Annotated in this window: 15 protein-coding genes; 13 read left to right on the top strand and 2 right to left on the bottom strand. The window is 60.5% G+C overall.

All coding sequences use genetic code 11. From position 1 onward, the window contains the following. Window positions 1-91 precede the first annotated feature (91 nt). Both galE and AB8B29_RS16465 read left to right on the top strand, forming a co-directional pair. On the top strand, window positions 92-1,075 hold the full coding sequence (galE, locus tag AB8B29_RS16470) for a UDP-glucose 4-epimerase GalE (RefSeq protein WP_037195784.1): 984 nt from the start codon (window positions 92-94) through the stop codon (window positions 1,073-1,075). After that, window positions 1,053-2,621 carry an alkaline phosphatase family protein gene (locus AB8B29_RS16465; protein ID WP_047637669.1) on the top strand — a complete coding sequence of 523 codons (1,569 nt, stop codon included), beginning with the start codon at window positions 1,053-1,055 and terminating at the stop codon, window positions 2,619-2,621. Before galE ends, AB8B29_RS16465 begins: the two co-directional genes overlap by 23 nt. A gap of 21 nt (window positions 2,622-2,642) precedes the next feature. Here AB8B29_RS16465 and AB8B29_RS16460 read toward each other — a convergent pair whose 3' ends face one another. Beyond that, a complete protein-coding gene (locus tag AB8B29_RS16460) occupies window positions 2,643-3,149 on the bottom strand; it encodes a DUF1993 domain-containing protein (protein ID WP_113118899.1) in 507 nt (168 codons plus the stop codon). Window positions 3,150-3,357: 208 nt separating this feature from the next. On the opposite strand from AB8B29_RS16460, the gene AB8B29_RS16455 reads away from it, so the two are divergent. The 11 genes from AB8B29_RS16455 to AB8B29_RS16405 all read left to right on the top strand — a co-directional run bounded on the left by AB8B29_RS16455 (window position 3,358) and on the right by AB8B29_RS16405 (window position 13,985). Further along, window positions 3,358-3,480: a hypothetical protein gene (locus AB8B29_RS16455; RefSeq protein ID WP_280518134.1), complete on the top strand. Its 123-nt coding sequence runs from the start codon at window positions 3,358-3,360 to the stop codon at window positions 3,478-3,480. Window positions 3,481-3,518: 38 nt separating this feature from the next. Then, entirely contained in the window at window positions 3,519-4,448 is a 930-nt protein-coding gene (locus AB8B29_RS16450; RefSeq protein WP_037195787.1) for a sugar ABC transporter substrate-binding protein, read from the top strand. A gap of 72 nt (window positions 4,449-4,520) precedes the next feature. Further along, window positions 4,521-6,062: a sugar ABC transporter ATP-binding protein gene (locus AB8B29_RS16445; protein WP_037195788.1), complete on the top strand. Its 1,542-nt coding sequence runs from the start codon at window positions 4,521-4,523 to the stop codon at window positions 6,060-6,062. 32 nt (window positions 6,063-6,094) lie between these two features. Then, window positions 6,095-7,120: an ABC transporter permease gene (locus AB8B29_RS16440; protein WP_037195791.1), complete on the top strand. Its 1,026-nt coding sequence runs from the start codon at window positions 6,095-6,097 to the stop codon at window positions 7,118-7,120. 174 nt (window positions 7,121-7,294) lie between these two features. Then, window positions 7,295-8,371 carry a dipeptidase gene (locus AB8B29_RS16435; protein ID WP_037195794.1) on the top strand — a complete coding sequence of 359 codons (1,077 nt, stop codon included), beginning with the start codon at window positions 7,295-7,297 and terminating at the stop codon, window positions 8,369-8,371. A gap of 28 nt (window positions 8,372-8,399) precedes the next feature. Beyond that, the gene (locus AB8B29_RS16430) at window positions 8,400-10,040 is read left to right on the top strand and encodes an ABC transporter substrate-binding protein (protein WP_037195796.1); all 1,641 of its coding nucleotides are present in this window, start codon (window positions 8,400-8,402) and stop codon (window positions 10,038-10,040) included. Between the two features lie 21 nt (window positions 10,041-10,061). Continuing rightward, window positions 10,062-11,129 (top strand): ABC transporter permease, encoded by a 1,068-nt coding sequence (locus tag AB8B29_RS16425; RefSeq protein WP_037195798.1) that lies wholly within the window; start codon window positions 10,062-10,064, stop codon window positions 11,127-11,129. Further along, window positions 11,126-12,058, top strand: a complete 933-nt coding sequence (locus AB8B29_RS16420) for an ABC transporter permease (RefSeq protein ID WP_037195800.1) — start codon at window positions 11,126-11,128, stop codon at window positions 12,056-12,058. Before AB8B29_RS16425 ends, AB8B29_RS16420 begins: the two co-directional genes overlap by 4 nt. Then, window positions 12,055-12,888 (top strand): ABC transporter ATP-binding protein, encoded by an 834-nt coding sequence (locus tag AB8B29_RS16415; protein WP_037195802.1) that lies wholly within the window; start codon window positions 12,055-12,057, stop codon window positions 12,886-12,888. Before AB8B29_RS16420 ends, AB8B29_RS16415 begins: the two co-directional genes overlap by 4 nt. Continuing rightward, on the top strand, window positions 12,885-13,634 hold the full coding sequence (locus AB8B29_RS16410) for an ABC transporter ATP-binding protein (RefSeq protein WP_037195804.1): 750 nt from the start codon (window positions 12,885-12,887) through the stop codon (window positions 13,632-13,634). The genes AB8B29_RS16415 and AB8B29_RS16410 overlap by 4 nt, the downstream gene beginning before the upstream one ends. Window positions 13,635-13,796: 162 nt before the next feature. Then, entirely contained in the window at window positions 13,797-13,985 is a 189-nt protein-coding gene (locus AB8B29_RS16405; protein ID WP_037195806.1) for a hypothetical protein, read from the top strand. 43 nt (window positions 13,986-14,028) lie between these two features. Here the strand turns inward: AB8B29_RS16405 and AB8B29_RS16400 are convergent, their stop codons facing one another. After that, the gene (locus AB8B29_RS16400) at window positions 14,029-14,346 is read right to left on the bottom strand and encodes a hypothetical protein (RefSeq protein WP_162731006.1); all 318 of its coding nucleotides are present in this window, start codon (window positions 14,344-14,346) and stop codon (window positions 14,029-14,031) included. Window positions 14,347-14,448 lie beyond the last annotated feature (102 nt).

Below are 14,448 nucleotides of genomic sequence, written 5' to 3'. Positions count from 1 at the left end.
GTCGGCTACAGCTCTCTAACTCTACGCGTCGGATCGAATACGGTCCCCCGCGCTTGGGCTAGATGTCGTTGAAGGTTGAGAAGAGGTGATTATGGCAGGAGAAACGGTGCTTGTGGTAGGCGGAGCCGGCTATATCGGCTCGCATACATGTCTGGATCTTGCGAACAAGGGATTTCAGCCAGTCGTTTATGACAATTTCTCCAACGGCCATCGTGAATTCGTCAAATGGGGTCCGGCCGAGGAGGGGGATATCCGCGATCGCGCGCGCCTCGACGAGGTGCTTGCCAAACACAAGCCAGCCGCCATCCTGCATTTCGCCGCGCTGATCGAAGTGGGCGAGTCGGTCAAGGATCCCGTTTCCTTCTATGAAAACAACGTCATCGGCACGTTGACCCTGCTTTCGGCGGCGCAGGCGGCCGGTGTCGGGGCCTTCGTCTTTTCCTCCACCTGCGCGACCTATGGCCTGCCGCAGAGTGTGCCGCTCGACGAAAGCCATCGGCAGGTGCCGATCAACCCTTACGGCCGCACGAAATATATCGTCGAGCAGGCGCTTGCCGATTATGATCAGTACAAGGGGCTGCGCTCCGTGGTGCTGCGCTATTTCAACGCCGCCGGCGCGGATTTCGAGGGGCGCATCGGCGAGTGGCACACGCCGGAAACGCATGCCATTCCGCTCGCCATCGAAGCCGCGCTCGGTCGCCGCCAGGGCTTCAAGGTGTTCGGCAGCGACTATGACACCCGCGATGGGACCTGTGTGCGCGATTACATCCATGTGCTCGACCTCGCCGACGCGCATGTCCGGGCGGTGGAATATCTGCTGCGCGGCGGCGAATCCGTCGCGCTCAATCTCGGCACCGGCACCGGCACGACGGTGAAGGAATTGCTGGGAACGATCGAGACCGTGTCGGATCGGCCGTTCCCGGTCGAATATGTCGGTCGCCGCGAGGGCGATTCGACGACCTTGGTCGCCAATAACGACAAGGCCCGCGACGTTCTCGGCTGGTCGCCGAAATATGATCTGACTGAGATCGTCGAATCCGCCTGGAATTGGCATGCCAAGTCGAACCAGCACTGAGCAGCGTTCCTCTCTGAATGGTGTGGGCAAGCGCCCAAACGTGCTGTTGATTTCGGCCGATCAGTGGCGGGGCGATTGCCTTTCCGCGGTTGGACACGATTGCGTCAGGACGCCGAATGTCGATGCGCTGGCGCGGGAGGGCGTGCTGTTCCGCCGGCATTTTGCGGGGGCCGCGCCCTGCTCGCCGGCGCGGGCGACGCTCTATACCGGCCTTTATCAGATGAACCATCGCGTTTGCCGCAACGGGTCGCCGCTGGATGCCCGTTTCGACAATCTGGCGCTTGCAGCGCGCCGGGCCGGCTACGATCCGACGCTGTTCGGCTATACGGACACGGCGCCCGATCCACGCGGCAGGGATCCTCACGATCCGCACCTGACGACCTATGAGGGCGTGCTGCCGGGCTTCACGGCGCGGCAGCTTCTGCCCGAGCATGAGAAGCAGTGGCTATCCTGGCTGCGTTCGCGCGGCCATGCCGATGCCGTCAGCCGCGAAATCCATATTCCCGTCGGCGCGAAGCCCGGCGAGATTTCAAGCAATGCGCCCACCTATTCCAAGGACGAGACGCAGACGGCCTTCCTCGCCGGCGAATTCATCCGTTGGCTCGGCGAGCAGGATGCGCCTTGGTTCGCGCATGTTTCCTTTCTGAGGCCCCATCCGCCGTTCTCGGTGCCGGAACCCTATAATCGCATGTTCTCGGCGAGTGATGGCCCGACTTTTGCGCGCGCCGCCAACCGCGAGGCGGAGCAGGCAGCGCATCCGCTTCTTGCCTTCGCCCTGCCGCTGATCGACAAGAGCGGTTTCATCTACGGCGGCGAAGGTCCCATCGCCGACTGGACGTCGCAGGATCTGTCGGCGATCCGCGCCATCTATTACGGCATGATTGCCGAGGTCGACGCACAGCTCGGGCGGATCTGGCAGGCGCTCAGGGATGCCGATGCCTGGGATGACACCTTGATCATCTTCACATCGGACCATGCCGAAATGATGGGCGATCACTGGATGCTCGGCAAGGGCGGCTTTTTCGACGGCAGCTATCATGTCCCGCTTGTTATTCGCGATCCGGGCCGGCCCGTTGCCCACGGTCGGGAAGTGGAGCATTTCACCAGCGCGGCGGATATCTTCCCGAGCCTGTGCGACCGGCTCGGTATCGAGCCTCGAAACCATGTCGATGGTGAGACGCTGTTGCCTTTTCTCGCGGGCGCGGTGCCGGAGGGTTGGCGCGAGGCGGCATTCTGGGAGTTCGATTTCCGCGATATCGCCAATGGCGAGCCTGAGCGGCATTTCGGCCTGAAATCCAATGCCTGCAACCTCGCCGTCATCCGGGACGAGCGCTTCAAATACGTCCATTTCGCCGGCCTGCCGCCACTGCTGTTCGATCTGGCGAAGGACCCGATGGAGCTTTCCAATGTCGCTGCTGATGGAGCCTACGCGGCAACCCGGCTTGCCTATGCCGAAAAGCTCCTGTCCCTGCGGGCACAGCACCTGGACCAGACGCTTGCCTATACGGAGCTGACGGAAGAAGGGCCGGTTTCGCGCCGGCCCTGATCGAGATTCAATGGCAGGCTATCAGGCAAACGGTCCGAGATAGGTCATCTTGCCGACGGGCAGGCCACGGCTGCGCAATATGCCGTGTGCCGTGGTGATGTGGAAGAAGAAGTTCGGCAGCGCGAACTTTGCAAGATAATCCTCGCCCTTGAAGACCGTCTTGTTGCCTCCCGGCGAGATGGTGACTTCCCGCTCGGCGCTGCCTTCCATAGCCTCCGGCGTCACCGTCGCGAGGAAATCCTGCGTTTTCTTCAGGCGCTCGCGCAGGTCGGCGACGGTCGTCTCGTTGTCCTCGAAGCGCGGAGCATCGATGCCGGCGAGCCGGGATATGGTGAGCTTTGCGGTATCGGAAGCGCGCTGGAACTGACCGGAAAGCGGCAGCATGTCGTCAAACAGACGCGCCGCGATGAGTTCATTCGGCTCGATATCTTTTTCAGCGGCATAGGCTTCGATCCTGTCGAGATAGGCGGAAAGATTTTGCAGGCCGCGCTGAAAGACGGGGACCGAGAAACTGTACATCGAAGGCATGCTTGTTCTCCGTTATGGCCGGCCGGGCGGCCGGTATCAATGGCATTCTACCCCGTTCATATGGCGATGGAACGTCGGTTCCACCTGAGGGGTGCCCGTATGTAGGTTCGATCGTCGATTCTTGCAGTATCCGCCCTGAGAAATCCGTCATCGCCGGCTTCTGCGATGCGGTCAGAAAATAGTATTGACCTTTGTGTGGAAAAATGGAATGAATATTCCGCATAGAGAATTTTACGGTTTGTTTGTTCCGTTTTTCAATGTGGCCGCCATGGGAGTGACGGCCGAATTGATTGTAGGTCCTGCGGTCGAAACCGGGGGCTCCGGCATTTAGGAGGGGTGCGGCCGGGCACCGTATCTGGGAGGAAAAACATGAAGAAATTCATCCTTGGCTCGGCGATGGCACTTATGCTGTCGACTGCGGCCCATGCCGAAACAATCGGCGTCTCGATGGCGCTGTTCGACGACAACTTCCTGACCGTTCTGCGCAACGGCATGCAGGACTACGCCAAGACCTTGAAGGGCGTGAACCTGCAGGTCGAAGACGCTCAGAACGACATCGCCAAGCAGCAGAGCCAGATTCAGAACTTCATCGCCAGTAAGGTCGATGCCATCATCGTCAACCCGGTCGATACCGACGCGACGGCTGCCATCTCCAAACTGGCTGCCGATGCCAAGATCCCGCTGATCTACGTCAACCGCGAGCCGGCGAACGTCGACAGCCTTCCGGACAAGCAGGCCTTCGTCGCATCCAACGAGCAGGAATCCGGCACGTTGGAAGCCAAGGAAGTTTGCCGGCTTCTCGGCGGCAAGGGCAAGGCTGTCGTCATGATGGGTGAGCTGTCCAACCAGGCTGCTCGCATGCGCACGAAGGACGTGCATGACGTTATCGCCACCGACCAGTGCAAGGGCATTACCATCGTCCAGGAGCAGACTGCCAACTGGCAGCGTACCCAGGGCGCCGACCTGATGACCAACTGGCTTTCCAGCGGCATCGAATTCGATGCCGTGATCTCCAACAACGACGAAATGGCGATCGGCGCCATCCAGGCGCTGAAGGCTTCCGGCAAGTCGCTCGACAAGATCGTCGTCGCCGGTGTCGACGCGACGCAGGATGCCTTGGCTGCGATGCAGGCCGGCGACCTGAAGGTCACGGTATTCCAGGATGCCGCCGGTCAGGGCAAGGGCGCCGTGGATGCCGCGCTGAAGCTCGCCAAGGGTGATAAGATCGAGAAGAAGGTTTACATTCCCTTCCAGCTCGTGACGCCGGCAAACGTCAAGGACTTCGTCAAGAAGAACTGACGGTGCGATGATCGACGGATGCGGGCGTTTGAGCCCGCATCCTCATAAATCCGAGCTGCCCGGGAGGAAAAAATGGCTGTCAGCCCATCCACCATGGCTGCGGTACGCGCCAGCGGCGCCGTCCCCAACGCCGCCTACCTGCTCAGCGCAGAAGGCATCCGCAAGGAATTTCCGGGCGTCCTGGCCCTCGACGATGTTTCCTTCCGTCTGAAGCGCGGCACTGTGCATGCGCTGATGGGCGAAAACGGCGCCGGCAAGTCGACGCTGATGAAGATCCTTGCCGGCATCTATATTCCAGACCAGGGCGAAGTGCGCCTCAAGGGCGTCGAGATCCGGCTGAAATCGCCGCTGGATGCGCTGGAAAACGGCATTGCGATGATCCATCAGGAGCTCAACCTGATGCCGTTCATGACTGTTGCCGAGAATATCTGGATCCGGCGCGAGCCGAAGAACCGCTTCGGTTTCGTCGATCACGCCGAGATGAGCCGCAAGACCGAAGAGCTTTTCCGCCGCCTCAACATTTCGATCGATCCCGAAATCCAGGTCAGCGAGCTTTCGGTTGCCAGCCGGCAGATGGTCGAAATCGCCAAGGCGGTCTCCTACGATTCCGACGTGCTGATCATGGACGAGCCTACCTCGGCGCTGACCGAGCGCGAGGTGGCGCATCTGTTCGAGATTATCCGCGGCCTGCGCGAACAGGGCATCGGTATCGTCTACATCACCCACAAGATGAACGAGCTGTTCGAGATCGCCGACGAATTCTCGGTCTTCCGCGACGGGAAGTATATCGGCACGCATGCGTCCACCGATGTCACCCGCGACGACATCATCCGTATGATGGTCGGTCGCGAGATCACGCAGATGTTCCCGAAGGAGGAGGTGCCGATCGGCGAAACCGTCCTTTCGGTCAAGGACTTGAGCCTCGACGGCGTCTTTTCGAATGTTTCCTTCGATGTCAGGGCCGGCGAAATCCTCGGTGTTGCCGGACTGGTCGGCTCCGGGCGATCGAATGTCGCCGAGACGATCTTCGGCGTGACGCCGGCATCGTCAGGCACGATCGAGCTTTTCGGCAAGAAGGTCGAGATTTCCTCGCCGGCGGCGGCGATCCGTCACGGCATGGCGTTTCTGACCGAAGACCGCAAGGACACCGGCTGTCTGCTGATCCTCAGCGTGCTCGAAAACATGCAGGTCGCCGTGCTGCACGACAAGTTCGTGCGTGGCGGCTTCGTGCAGGAGGGCTCTGTGGAGCAGGCCTGCGAGGAGATGGCGCGCAAGCTGCGCGTCAAGACGCCGAACCTTGATGAGCGGATCGAAAATCTTTCCGGCGGCAATCAGCAGAAGGCGCTGATCGGCCGGTGGCTGCTTACCAAGCCTCGCATTTTGATCCTGGACGAGCCGACGCGCGGCATCGATGTCGGCGCCAAGGCGGAAATCCATCGCCTGGTCACCGAAATGGCGCGCGACGGCGTCGCCGTCGTCATGATCTCGTCGGAAATGCCCGAGGTACTCGGCATGAGCGACCGCATCATGGTGATGCATGAGGGACGGGTCACCGGATTCCTGGATCGAGCGGAAGCAACTCAAGTGAAGGTGATGGAGCTGGCGGCGCAGTGACGCCGTCAATCATCGCAAGGGAGGATTGAACCATGGTTAGCAAAGTTGCAGAGGCGGCCGCACCGGCATTGACGCGTCCGAGACGTCGCCGTGTTCCGCCCGAACTCGGCATCTTCCTCGTGCTGATCGGCATTGCACTCGTCTGCGAAATCCTTGGCTGGATCTTCGTCGGGCAGAGCTTCCTGATGAACGTGCAGCGCCTGAAGATCATGATTCTGCAGGTCTCCGTCATCGGCATCATCTCCATCGGCGTGACGCAGGTCATCATAACCGGCGGGATCGATCTGTCGTCGGGCTCCGTCGTCGGCCTGACCGCCATGATCGCTGCGAGTTTTGCCCAGTCCTCCACCTGGGCGCGGGCCGTCTATCCGGCGCTGACCGACATGCCCTTCTTCGTTCCGATCGGCGTCGGGCTTTTGATCGGCCTGCTTGCCGGCTATATCAACGGTCAGCTCATCACCCGGACGAAAATTCCGCCTTTCATCGCCACGCTCGGCATGATGGTCTCGGCGCGCGGCCTGTCGAAGCTCTACACCAAGGGACAGCCGATCTCCGGCCTCACCGAGCAGTTCAATTTCATCGGTTCCGGAATCTGGCCCGTCATCGTTTTCCTGATCATCGCGGTCGCGTTCCATGTCGTGCTGCGCTACACCCGCTACGGCAAGTTCACCTATGCGATCGGCGCCAACATGCAGGCAGCGCGCGTGTCGGGCATCAATGTCGAGGGGCATCTGGTCAAGGTCTATGCAATTGCGGGGCTTCTGGCCGGGCTTGCCGGCATCATCACCGCCGCCCGCGTCCAGACGGCGCAGGCCGGCATGGGTGTGACCTATGAATTGGACGCGATCGCAGCCGCCGTCATCGGCGGTACCTCGCTTACCGGCGGCGTGGGGCGCATCGCCGGCACGGTGATCGGCACGGTCATCCTCGGCGTGATGATTTCCGGCTTCACCTTCCTGAACGTCGACGCGTACTACCAGGAAATCGCCAAGGGCGTCATCATCATCGCCGCCGTCGCCATCGACGTCTACCGCCAGAAGAAGCGGGCGAAACGCTGAAACGCCTGAAACAGGATCGATGATCCGAGGCGGGGTTTTGCCCCGCCTTTTTCATTTGCATCCGGCATTCCATGCAAATGCAAATTTTTTTCATTTGGGTATGGCGAATCCCGCCAGCTTTTCTATTCTGGCCGCTTTCCATCTGCTCCGCATGAGCTTCACCCAGGATAGACAATGCAGTCCGTATTCGATGGTCATAATGACGTTCTGTTGAGACTCTGGCATCACGAGCGCGATGGCGCCGACCCGATCGCCGAATTCAAGGATGGGATATCGAGCGGTCATATCGATGCGCCGCGCGCCAAAGCGGGCGGTCTGGCCGGCGGTCTCTGCGCCATCTACATTCCATCAGGCGACCTCGTCTTCGCCGATCCCGATCGCAACGGTCATTACGCAACGCCGCTTGCTGCTCCCCTGGAGCGGGCGCCGTCGCTCGATATCGCGCTGGAAATGGCGGCGATCGCGCTGCGGCTCGATCGCGCCGGCGCGTGGAAGCTCTGCCGTACCACCGGAGAAATTCGCGATTGCATGGAGAAGGGCATTTTCGCAGCCGTGATGCATATGGAGGGCTGCGAAGCCATCGATGCCGACCTCGTCGCGCTCGAAACCTTCTATGCGGCGGGGCTGCGTTCGCTCGGCCCCGTCTGGAGCCGCAACAATGTCTTCGCCCACGGTGTGCCTTTTGCCTATCCGAGCTCTCCGGATACCGGCCCGGGCCTGACGGATGCGGGCTTTGCGCTGGTGCGCGAATGCAACCGGCTGGGTATCCTCATCGATCTCGCCCATATCACCGAGAAGGGCTTCTGGGATGTGGCCAAGACCTCGGATCAGCCGCTTGTGGCCAGCCACTCCAATGCGCATGCGCTGACGCCCGTTGCCCGCAATCTCACCGACAAGCAGCTCGGCGCAATCAAGGAAAGCCGCGGCATTGTCGGCCTGAACTACGCGACGGCCATGCTGCGCGAAGATGCCCGCTCTGATGCCAATACGCCGATCGAAGCCATGGTGCGTCATGTCGATCATCTGGTCAGCCGCGTCGGTATCGATTGCGTCGGCCTCGGATCGGACTTCGACGGCGCGACGATTCCCGAGGAAATCAGTGATGCGGCGGGTAACCAGAAGCTGATTGCCGCCCTTCGGAACGTTGGTTATGCTGAAGCCGATCTTGTAAAGCTGTGTAGGGAGAACTGGCTTCGCATCCTGGCGTCCGCTTGGAAGGAAGGCAGCGCAACACGCGCGTCGCAATATTGATAAAAGCTCAAAGAAGGGAACGAAAACAATGATGATTACCAGAATGAACCGCAGCTTCCGCGTCCTTACGGCCGGTGTTGCTCTCTCTATTCTGACAATGGCCGTGCCGAGCGCTTTTGCCGCAACGCCGAAGGACACGCTGGTCGAAGGTTTTTCCTTCGACGACATTCTGAGCATGGACCCGGCGGAAGCCTATGAACTTTCCGCTGCCGAAATCACCGGCAACAGCTACAGCCTGCTCGTTCGCCTCGATATCAAAGACACCTCCAAGATCCAGGGCGATCTTGCCGAGAGCTGGTCGGTTTCCGATGATCATCTGACCTATACGTTCAAGCTGAAGCCCGGCCTGAAATTCGCCTCCGGCAATCCGATCACCGCCGATGATGTGGCATGGTCCTTCGAGCGCGTCGTCAAGATCAACAAGAGCCCGGCCTTCATTCTTACCCAGTTCGGCTTGACCGGCGACAATGTGACGGAAAAGGCCAAGGCCACCGATCCGAATACCTTCGTCTTCACCGTCGACAAGCCCTACGCACCGAGCTTCGTGCTGAACTGCCTGACCGCGACCGTCGCCGAAGTGGTCGACAAGAAGCTGGTGCTGCAGCACGTCAAGCCGGTGACGCCATCGGCCGACAGCAAATACGACAACGACTTCGGCAATGGCTGGCTGAAGACCGGTTTTGCCGGCTCCGGCCCGTTCAAGCTGCGTGAATGGCGCGCCAACGAAGCCGTCGTCCTCGAGCGCAACGACAATTACTACGGCGAAAAGCCGAAGCTCGCCCGCGTCATCTACCGCTTCATGAAGGAAAGCTCGGCGCAGCGTCTGGCGCTGGAGAACGGCGATATCGACGTTGCCCGCAACCTGTCGCCGACCGATCTCGCAGCCATCGAGAAGAACGCCCAGCTTGCCTCCACCAACGCGCCGAAGGGCACGATCTACTACATCAGCCTCAACCAGAAGAACCCGAACCTTGCCAAGCCGGAAGTGCAGCAGGCGTTCAAGTACCTTGTCGATTACGATGCCATCGGCAAGACCCTGATCAAGGGTATCGGCGAAATCCATCAGACCTTCGAGCCGAAGGGCCTGCTCGGTGCGCTGGATGAAAATCCGTTCAAGCTCGATATCGCCAAGGCCAAGGAACTGCTCGCCAAGGCCGGCTTGCCCAACGGCTTCTCCGTGACCATGGACGTGCGCAGCATCGAGCCGGATACCGGTGTCGCCACATCGATCCAGCAGACGCTCGGCCAGGCAGGCATCAAGGTGGAGATCATCCCCGGCGACGGCAAGCAGAAGCTGACCAAATATCGCGCCCGCAATCACGACATCTATTTCGGCAACTGGGGCAACGACTATTGGGATCCCCATTCCAACGCCGATACCTTCACGACCAACGACGACAATTCTGACGGCAGCTCGAACAAGACGCTCTCCTGGCGCAATACCTGGACGACGCCTGAGTTGGAGAAGGAAACCAAGGCAGCGCTGTTCGAGGGCGATGCCGCCAAGCGTGCCGCCATGTATCAGGACATCCAGAAGAAGTTCCTGGATGCCAGCCCCTTCGTCATCCTGTTCCAGCAGACGGAAGTTGCCGGCTATCGCAAGGACGTGAAGGACTTCAAGCTCGGTCCGACCTTCGACACCAACTTTGTCTGGCCGGTGTCAAAGTGATAATCCGGCAGGATTAGTCCTTTGAGCACTGTCGAGCGGAAAATGCAGGTGCGGCCCAAGAAGGGCCGTGCCGCTCCTTTTTTCATGGGTCTGCTGCGATTCCTCGTCGTTGCGATCACGACCTATCTCGGCCTTCTGGCCGTCACCTTCTTCATCGGACGGGTGATCCCGATCGATCCGGCGCTGGCGATTGCCGGCGATCATGCGCCTGCGCAGGTGATTGATCGCCTGCGCCGCGAAATGCATCTCGATCAGCCGCTGTACCAGCAGTTCTACTACTATCTGGTGAGCGCGCTTACCGGCGATTTCGGCACGTCGGTGCTGACGACCAATCCGGTCATGGACGACATCAAGCGCGTCTTTCCGGCGACGATGGAGCTTGCGACCGTCGGCACGATCATCGGTGCGATTTTCGGGGTTCCCTTCGGCGTGCTTGCCGCCGTGCGCCGCAACAGTTTCATCGACCAGATCGTCCGCGTCATCGGCCTCGTCGGCTATTCCGTGCCGGTCTTCTGGCTGGCCATGGTGTCGCTGGTCATCTTCTATGCGAAGCTGAATTGGGTGGCCTATCCCGGCCGCATCGACATCGCCTACGAATATACCTTCACGCCGATCACCGGCTTCTATCTGCTCGACAGCGCTCTGCAGGGGCAGTGGGACGTCTTCTGGGACGTCTTCCGCCACATCATCCTGCCGGCGTCGTTGCTCGGCTATTTCTCGCTCGCCTATATCAGTCGCATGACGCGCAGCTTCATGCTGAACGAACTGGGCCAGGAATATATCGTCGCTGCCCGCGCAAAGGGTCTTTCGGAGACGCGGGTGATCTGGGGCCATGCCCTGCGCAGCGCAGCGGTGCCGCTGATCACGGTGATCGCGCTGTCCTATGCCGGACTGCTGGAGGGTTCGGTGCTGACGGAGATCGTGTTCTCTTGGCCGGGTATCGGCTTCTACATCACCAGTTCGCTGCGCAATGCCGACATGAACGCCGTTCTCGGCGGCACAATCGTCGTCGGCACGGTCTTCATCGGCATCAACCTGTTCTCCGATCTGCTCTATCGGACCCTCGACCCAAGGACGCGACGTAAATGACGGCGACCGCTGAGACCACCCACCTCGGCTGGCGTGACTGGCTGCTGTCCGACCGGCCGCAGTCGCGCCGGCAGGCAAGGCTCGGGCGTGCCTATGTCACCTGGCGGCAATTCTCCGCCAATCGCCTGGCCGTTGTCGGATTGCTGATCATCATTGCGCTCGTGCTGGTGGCAGCGCTTGCCGATGTCATCGCGCCGCATTCGCCCGTCATCGGCGATCTGACCAATGCCTATCTGAAGCCTCCGGGCACGCCGGGCTATCTTCTCGGCACGGATGATCTCGGGCGCGACATCCTTTCCCGCCTCATCTACGGTTCGCGGTGGACGCTCTACATCGTCGTGCTGGTGGCGATCATATCGGCGCCGATCGGGCTCATCATCGGCATGGTTTCCGGCTACCTGGGCGGCTGGGTCGACACCGTGCTGATGCGCATCACAGACATCTTCCTCGCCTTCCCGAAGCTGGTGCTGGCGCTCGCCTTTGCCGGTGCGCTCGGGGCGGGCATCGAGAACGCCGTCATTGCCATCGCGATCACCTCCTGGCCGCCCTATGCGCGTCTGGCGCGGGCGGAAACGATGACGGTGCGTCACTCCGATTATATCGCCGCCGTGCAGCTCATGGGCGCCTCGTCGCTGCGCATCATCTTCCGCCACATCATGCCGCTGTGCATCTCCTCGGTGATCGTGCGTGTGACGCTCGATATGGCCGGCGTCATCCTGACCGCGGCCGGTCTCGGCTTTCTCGGCCTCGGCGCGCAGCCGCCCCTGCCGGAATGGGGCGTCATGATCGCAAACGGCTTCAAATATTATCTCGACCAGTGGTGGGTGGCGGCCATGCCCGGCATTGCGATCCTGATCGTCAGCCTCGGCTTCAACCTGCTCGGCGACGGTCTGCGCGACGCGCTCGATCCGAAGGAGAGCGGCCAATGACGACGATGTTGACCGTAGAAAACCTGAGGGTTCGTTATCCGACGCGCACGGGCGTCATCGAAGCGGTGCGCGGCGTGTCCTTCACGCTCGGCCGCGAAAGGCTCGGCATCGTCGGCGAAAGCGGCTCCGGCAAGTCGCAGACGGGCCGGGCTATCATGGGCCTGACGCCGCCGCACGCTCTCGTCAGCGCCGACACGCTGAATTTCAGCGGTATCGAGCTGCTGTCGGTCTCGGCCAAGGAGCGGCGGTCTTTGCGCGGCAAGCGCATCGCCATGGTGCTGCAGGATCCGAAATATTCGCTCGATCCTGTCATGCCCATCGGCCGGCAGATCACCGAGACGCTGCGCACGCATGAGAAGGTGGGCAGGGGAGAAGCGCGCGACCGCGCCATGGCGATGTTGGAGGCCGTGCAGATCCGCGATCCCAAGCGCGTCTACGACCTGCATCCGCATGAAGTATCGGGCGGCATGGGCCAGCGTGTGATGATTGCGATGATGCTGATTGCCGGGCCTGAGCTTCTGATCGCCGACGAGCCGACATCCGCTCTCGATGTCACCGTGCAGCTCGATGTGCTCAGGATCATGGACAAGCTGGTGTCGGAGCGCGGCATGGGACTGATTTTCGTGTCACACGACCTGCGGCTGGTTTCCTCCTTCTGCGATCGCGTGATCGTCATGTATGCAGGCAAGGTCGTGGAGGAAATCAAGGCTTCCGAGCTCAATAACGCCCAGCATCCCTATACGCGCGGTCTGCTGAATTGCATGCCGGTCATCGGCGAGAACCGCCATCCATTGCCGGTTCTCGATCGCAAGCCGGAGTGGGCGGCATGACGGTGGCGCTCGCGGTTGACGGCCTCAGCGTCGTCTATGATGGTTACTACGCTCTCGATGCCGTCAGCGTCGAGGTGAACAAGGGCGAATCCTTCGGTCTGGTCGGCGAATCCGGTTCCGGCAAGTCGACGCTGCTGCGCGCTGTCGCGGGCCTTGCGCCCGTCAGCGATGGCAGGATCCGCATCGGCGGCGAGCAGTTGAAGGGAGCAAAACGCAGCAAGGCTTTCTATCGCCAGGTGCAGATGGTGTTCCAGGACCCCTATGGCTCCCTGCATCCGCGCCAGACGATCGATCGGCTGCTGCTGGAGCCGCTGGTGATCCATGGTATCGGCGACGGCGAAAAGCGCATTGCGAGGGCGCTCGATGAAGTGGGTCTCGGAACCGGCTTTCGCTTCCGCTATCCGCACCAGCTCTCCGGTGGCCAGCGTCAGCGCGTCGCCATTGCCCGCGCTCTGATCGTCGAACCCTCCATCCTTTTGCTCGACGAGCCGACGTCGGCGCTGGATGCTTCGGTGCAGGCCGAGGTGCTCAATCTGCTCGAACAGATACGCAAGGACCGCCATCTGACCTTCGTCATGGTGAGCCACGATCTCGGCGTCGTCACGCATATGTGCGAACGTCTCGCTGTCATGCGCAACGGCGCCGTTGTCGAGCGGCTGAGTGCAAAAGACCTGGCGGCGGGCGACGTGAAGGAAGACTATACGCGCAATCTGATGATCGCCAGCAAGGGCTTCGTCCGCACCTGATCGGACGGTCTCCAGACCCCGCGCGCTCGTTAACGAATGGCCCATCGAAACACGACCAATCGTATAGACTATTGACACCCGCCGCAATTATGTCATGATCTCGTTAATAGCAGTTAACTTTCGTGATCCCGATCAAGGGTCAGACGTTAAGTGGAGGCAGGCATGTTTTTCATGGGTGGCATGACCATGGGCTATCTTCATCCGCCGGTGCCGGCGAAAGAGGAACGCGTAGGGGCCGCCGCTCTTTCGGAAGAAAACAGCCGCCGCCGGACAGGTCCTGCCGAAGAGCAGGTCGCTGATGCAAGCGCCATAGAGCGCAGTTTGATTTGGGCTCGCCGCATTCTCTGCTGATTTTGGCTTTGCCGATCTTTCGGGCCCCTAGCAGTCCAGTGGTTTAATTTTTCTCAGACGGAGTTCTGGACGGAAATTCATGTCTACCTAATTGATAGGAAATATATGAATATCCGCCTTGGGCTTGGCCCATGAGATATAAATAAAAAACGAACGGAGGCAACACATGGCGAATTTGGGTATATCGAATACGCATGTGAATCAGTTCGATGGTTCCAAGCGCGCCGCGAAGACGCGGCACAAGATACAGATGGCGATTCATGTCGTTCTGTTTTCCGCGGCGTTTCTTTTCGTCGCGGCCATTGTTTGCGGCATCGTTGTTTAAACACGCTGTTCGCGAGGCGGTCGGCGTGACCGCCATCTGCGACGATGCAGACCATTCCTATAATATAGAGTGATGACAAGCGTGGCTGACTGCGATGTCGAGCCGCGTCGTTCTGGTATGCTGCTTTTTCAAGCCTCC

This window comes from Rhizobium sp. 11_C7_N12_5 (genome assembly GCF_051811145.1).
Lineage (GTDB): Bacteria > Pseudomonadota > Alphaproteobacteria > Rhizobiales > Rhizobiaceae > Rhizobium > Rhizobium lusitanum.
The sequence above is the reverse complement of the archived record's forward strand: the minus strand, read 5'-3'. Positions and strand labels throughout refer to the sequence as shown.

Excerpts from the sequence above, each read along its gene's own strand:
- galE (WP_037195784.1), top strand. The coding sequence starts at position 92 with ATGGCAGGAGAAACGGTGCTTGTGGTAGGCGGAGCCGGCTATATCGGC.
- AB8B29_RS16465 (WP_047637669.1), top strand. The coding sequence starts at position 1,053 with ATGCCAAGTCGAACCAGCACTGAGCAGCGTTCCTCTCTGAATGGTGTG.
- AB8B29_RS16460 (WP_113118899.1), bottom strand. The coding sequence starts at position 3,149 with ATGCCTTCGATGTACAGTTTCTCGGTCCCCGTCTTTCAGCGCGGCCTG.
- AB8B29_RS16455 (WP_280518134.1), top strand. The coding sequence starts at position 3,358 with ATGAATATTCCGCATAGAGAATTTTACGGTTTGTTTGTTCCGTTTTTC.
- AB8B29_RS16450 (WP_037195787.1), top strand. The coding sequence starts at position 3,519 with ATGAAGAAATTCATCCTTGGCTCGGCGATGGCACTTATGCTGTCGACT.
- AB8B29_RS16445 (WP_037195788.1), top strand. The coding sequence starts at position 4,521 with ATGGCTGTCAGCCCATCCACCATGGCTGCGGTACGCGCCAGCGGCGCC.
- AB8B29_RS16440 (WP_037195791.1), top strand. The coding sequence starts at position 6,095 with ATGGTTAGCAAAGTTGCAGAGGCGGCCGCACCGGCATTGACGCGTCCG.
- AB8B29_RS16435 (WP_037195794.1), top strand. The coding sequence starts at position 7,295 with ATGCAGTCCGTATTCGATGGTCATAATGACGTTCTGTTGAGACTCTGG.
- AB8B29_RS16430 (WP_037195796.1), top strand. The coding sequence starts at position 8,400 with ATGATGATTACCAGAATGAACCGCAGCTTCCGCGTCCTTACGGCCGGT.
- AB8B29_RS16420 (WP_037195800.1), top strand. The coding sequence starts at position 11,126 with ATGACGGCGACCGCTGAGACCACCCACCTCGGCTGGCGTGACTGGCTG.
- AB8B29_RS16415 (WP_037195802.1), top strand. The coding sequence starts at position 12,055 with ATGACGACGATGTTGACCGTAGAAAACCTGAGGGTTCGTTATCCGACG.
- AB8B29_RS16410 (WP_037195804.1), top strand. The coding sequence starts at position 12,885 with ATGACGGTGGCGCTCGCGGTTGACGGCCTCAGCGTCGTCTATGATGGT.
- AB8B29_RS16405 (WP_037195806.1), top strand. The coding sequence starts at position 13,797 with ATGTTTTTCATGGGTGGCATGACCATGGGCTATCTTCATCCGCCGGTG.
- AB8B29_RS16400 (WP_162731006.1), bottom strand. The coding sequence starts at position 14,346 with ATGGCGGTCACGCCGACCGCCTCGCGAACAGCGTGTTTAAACAACGAT.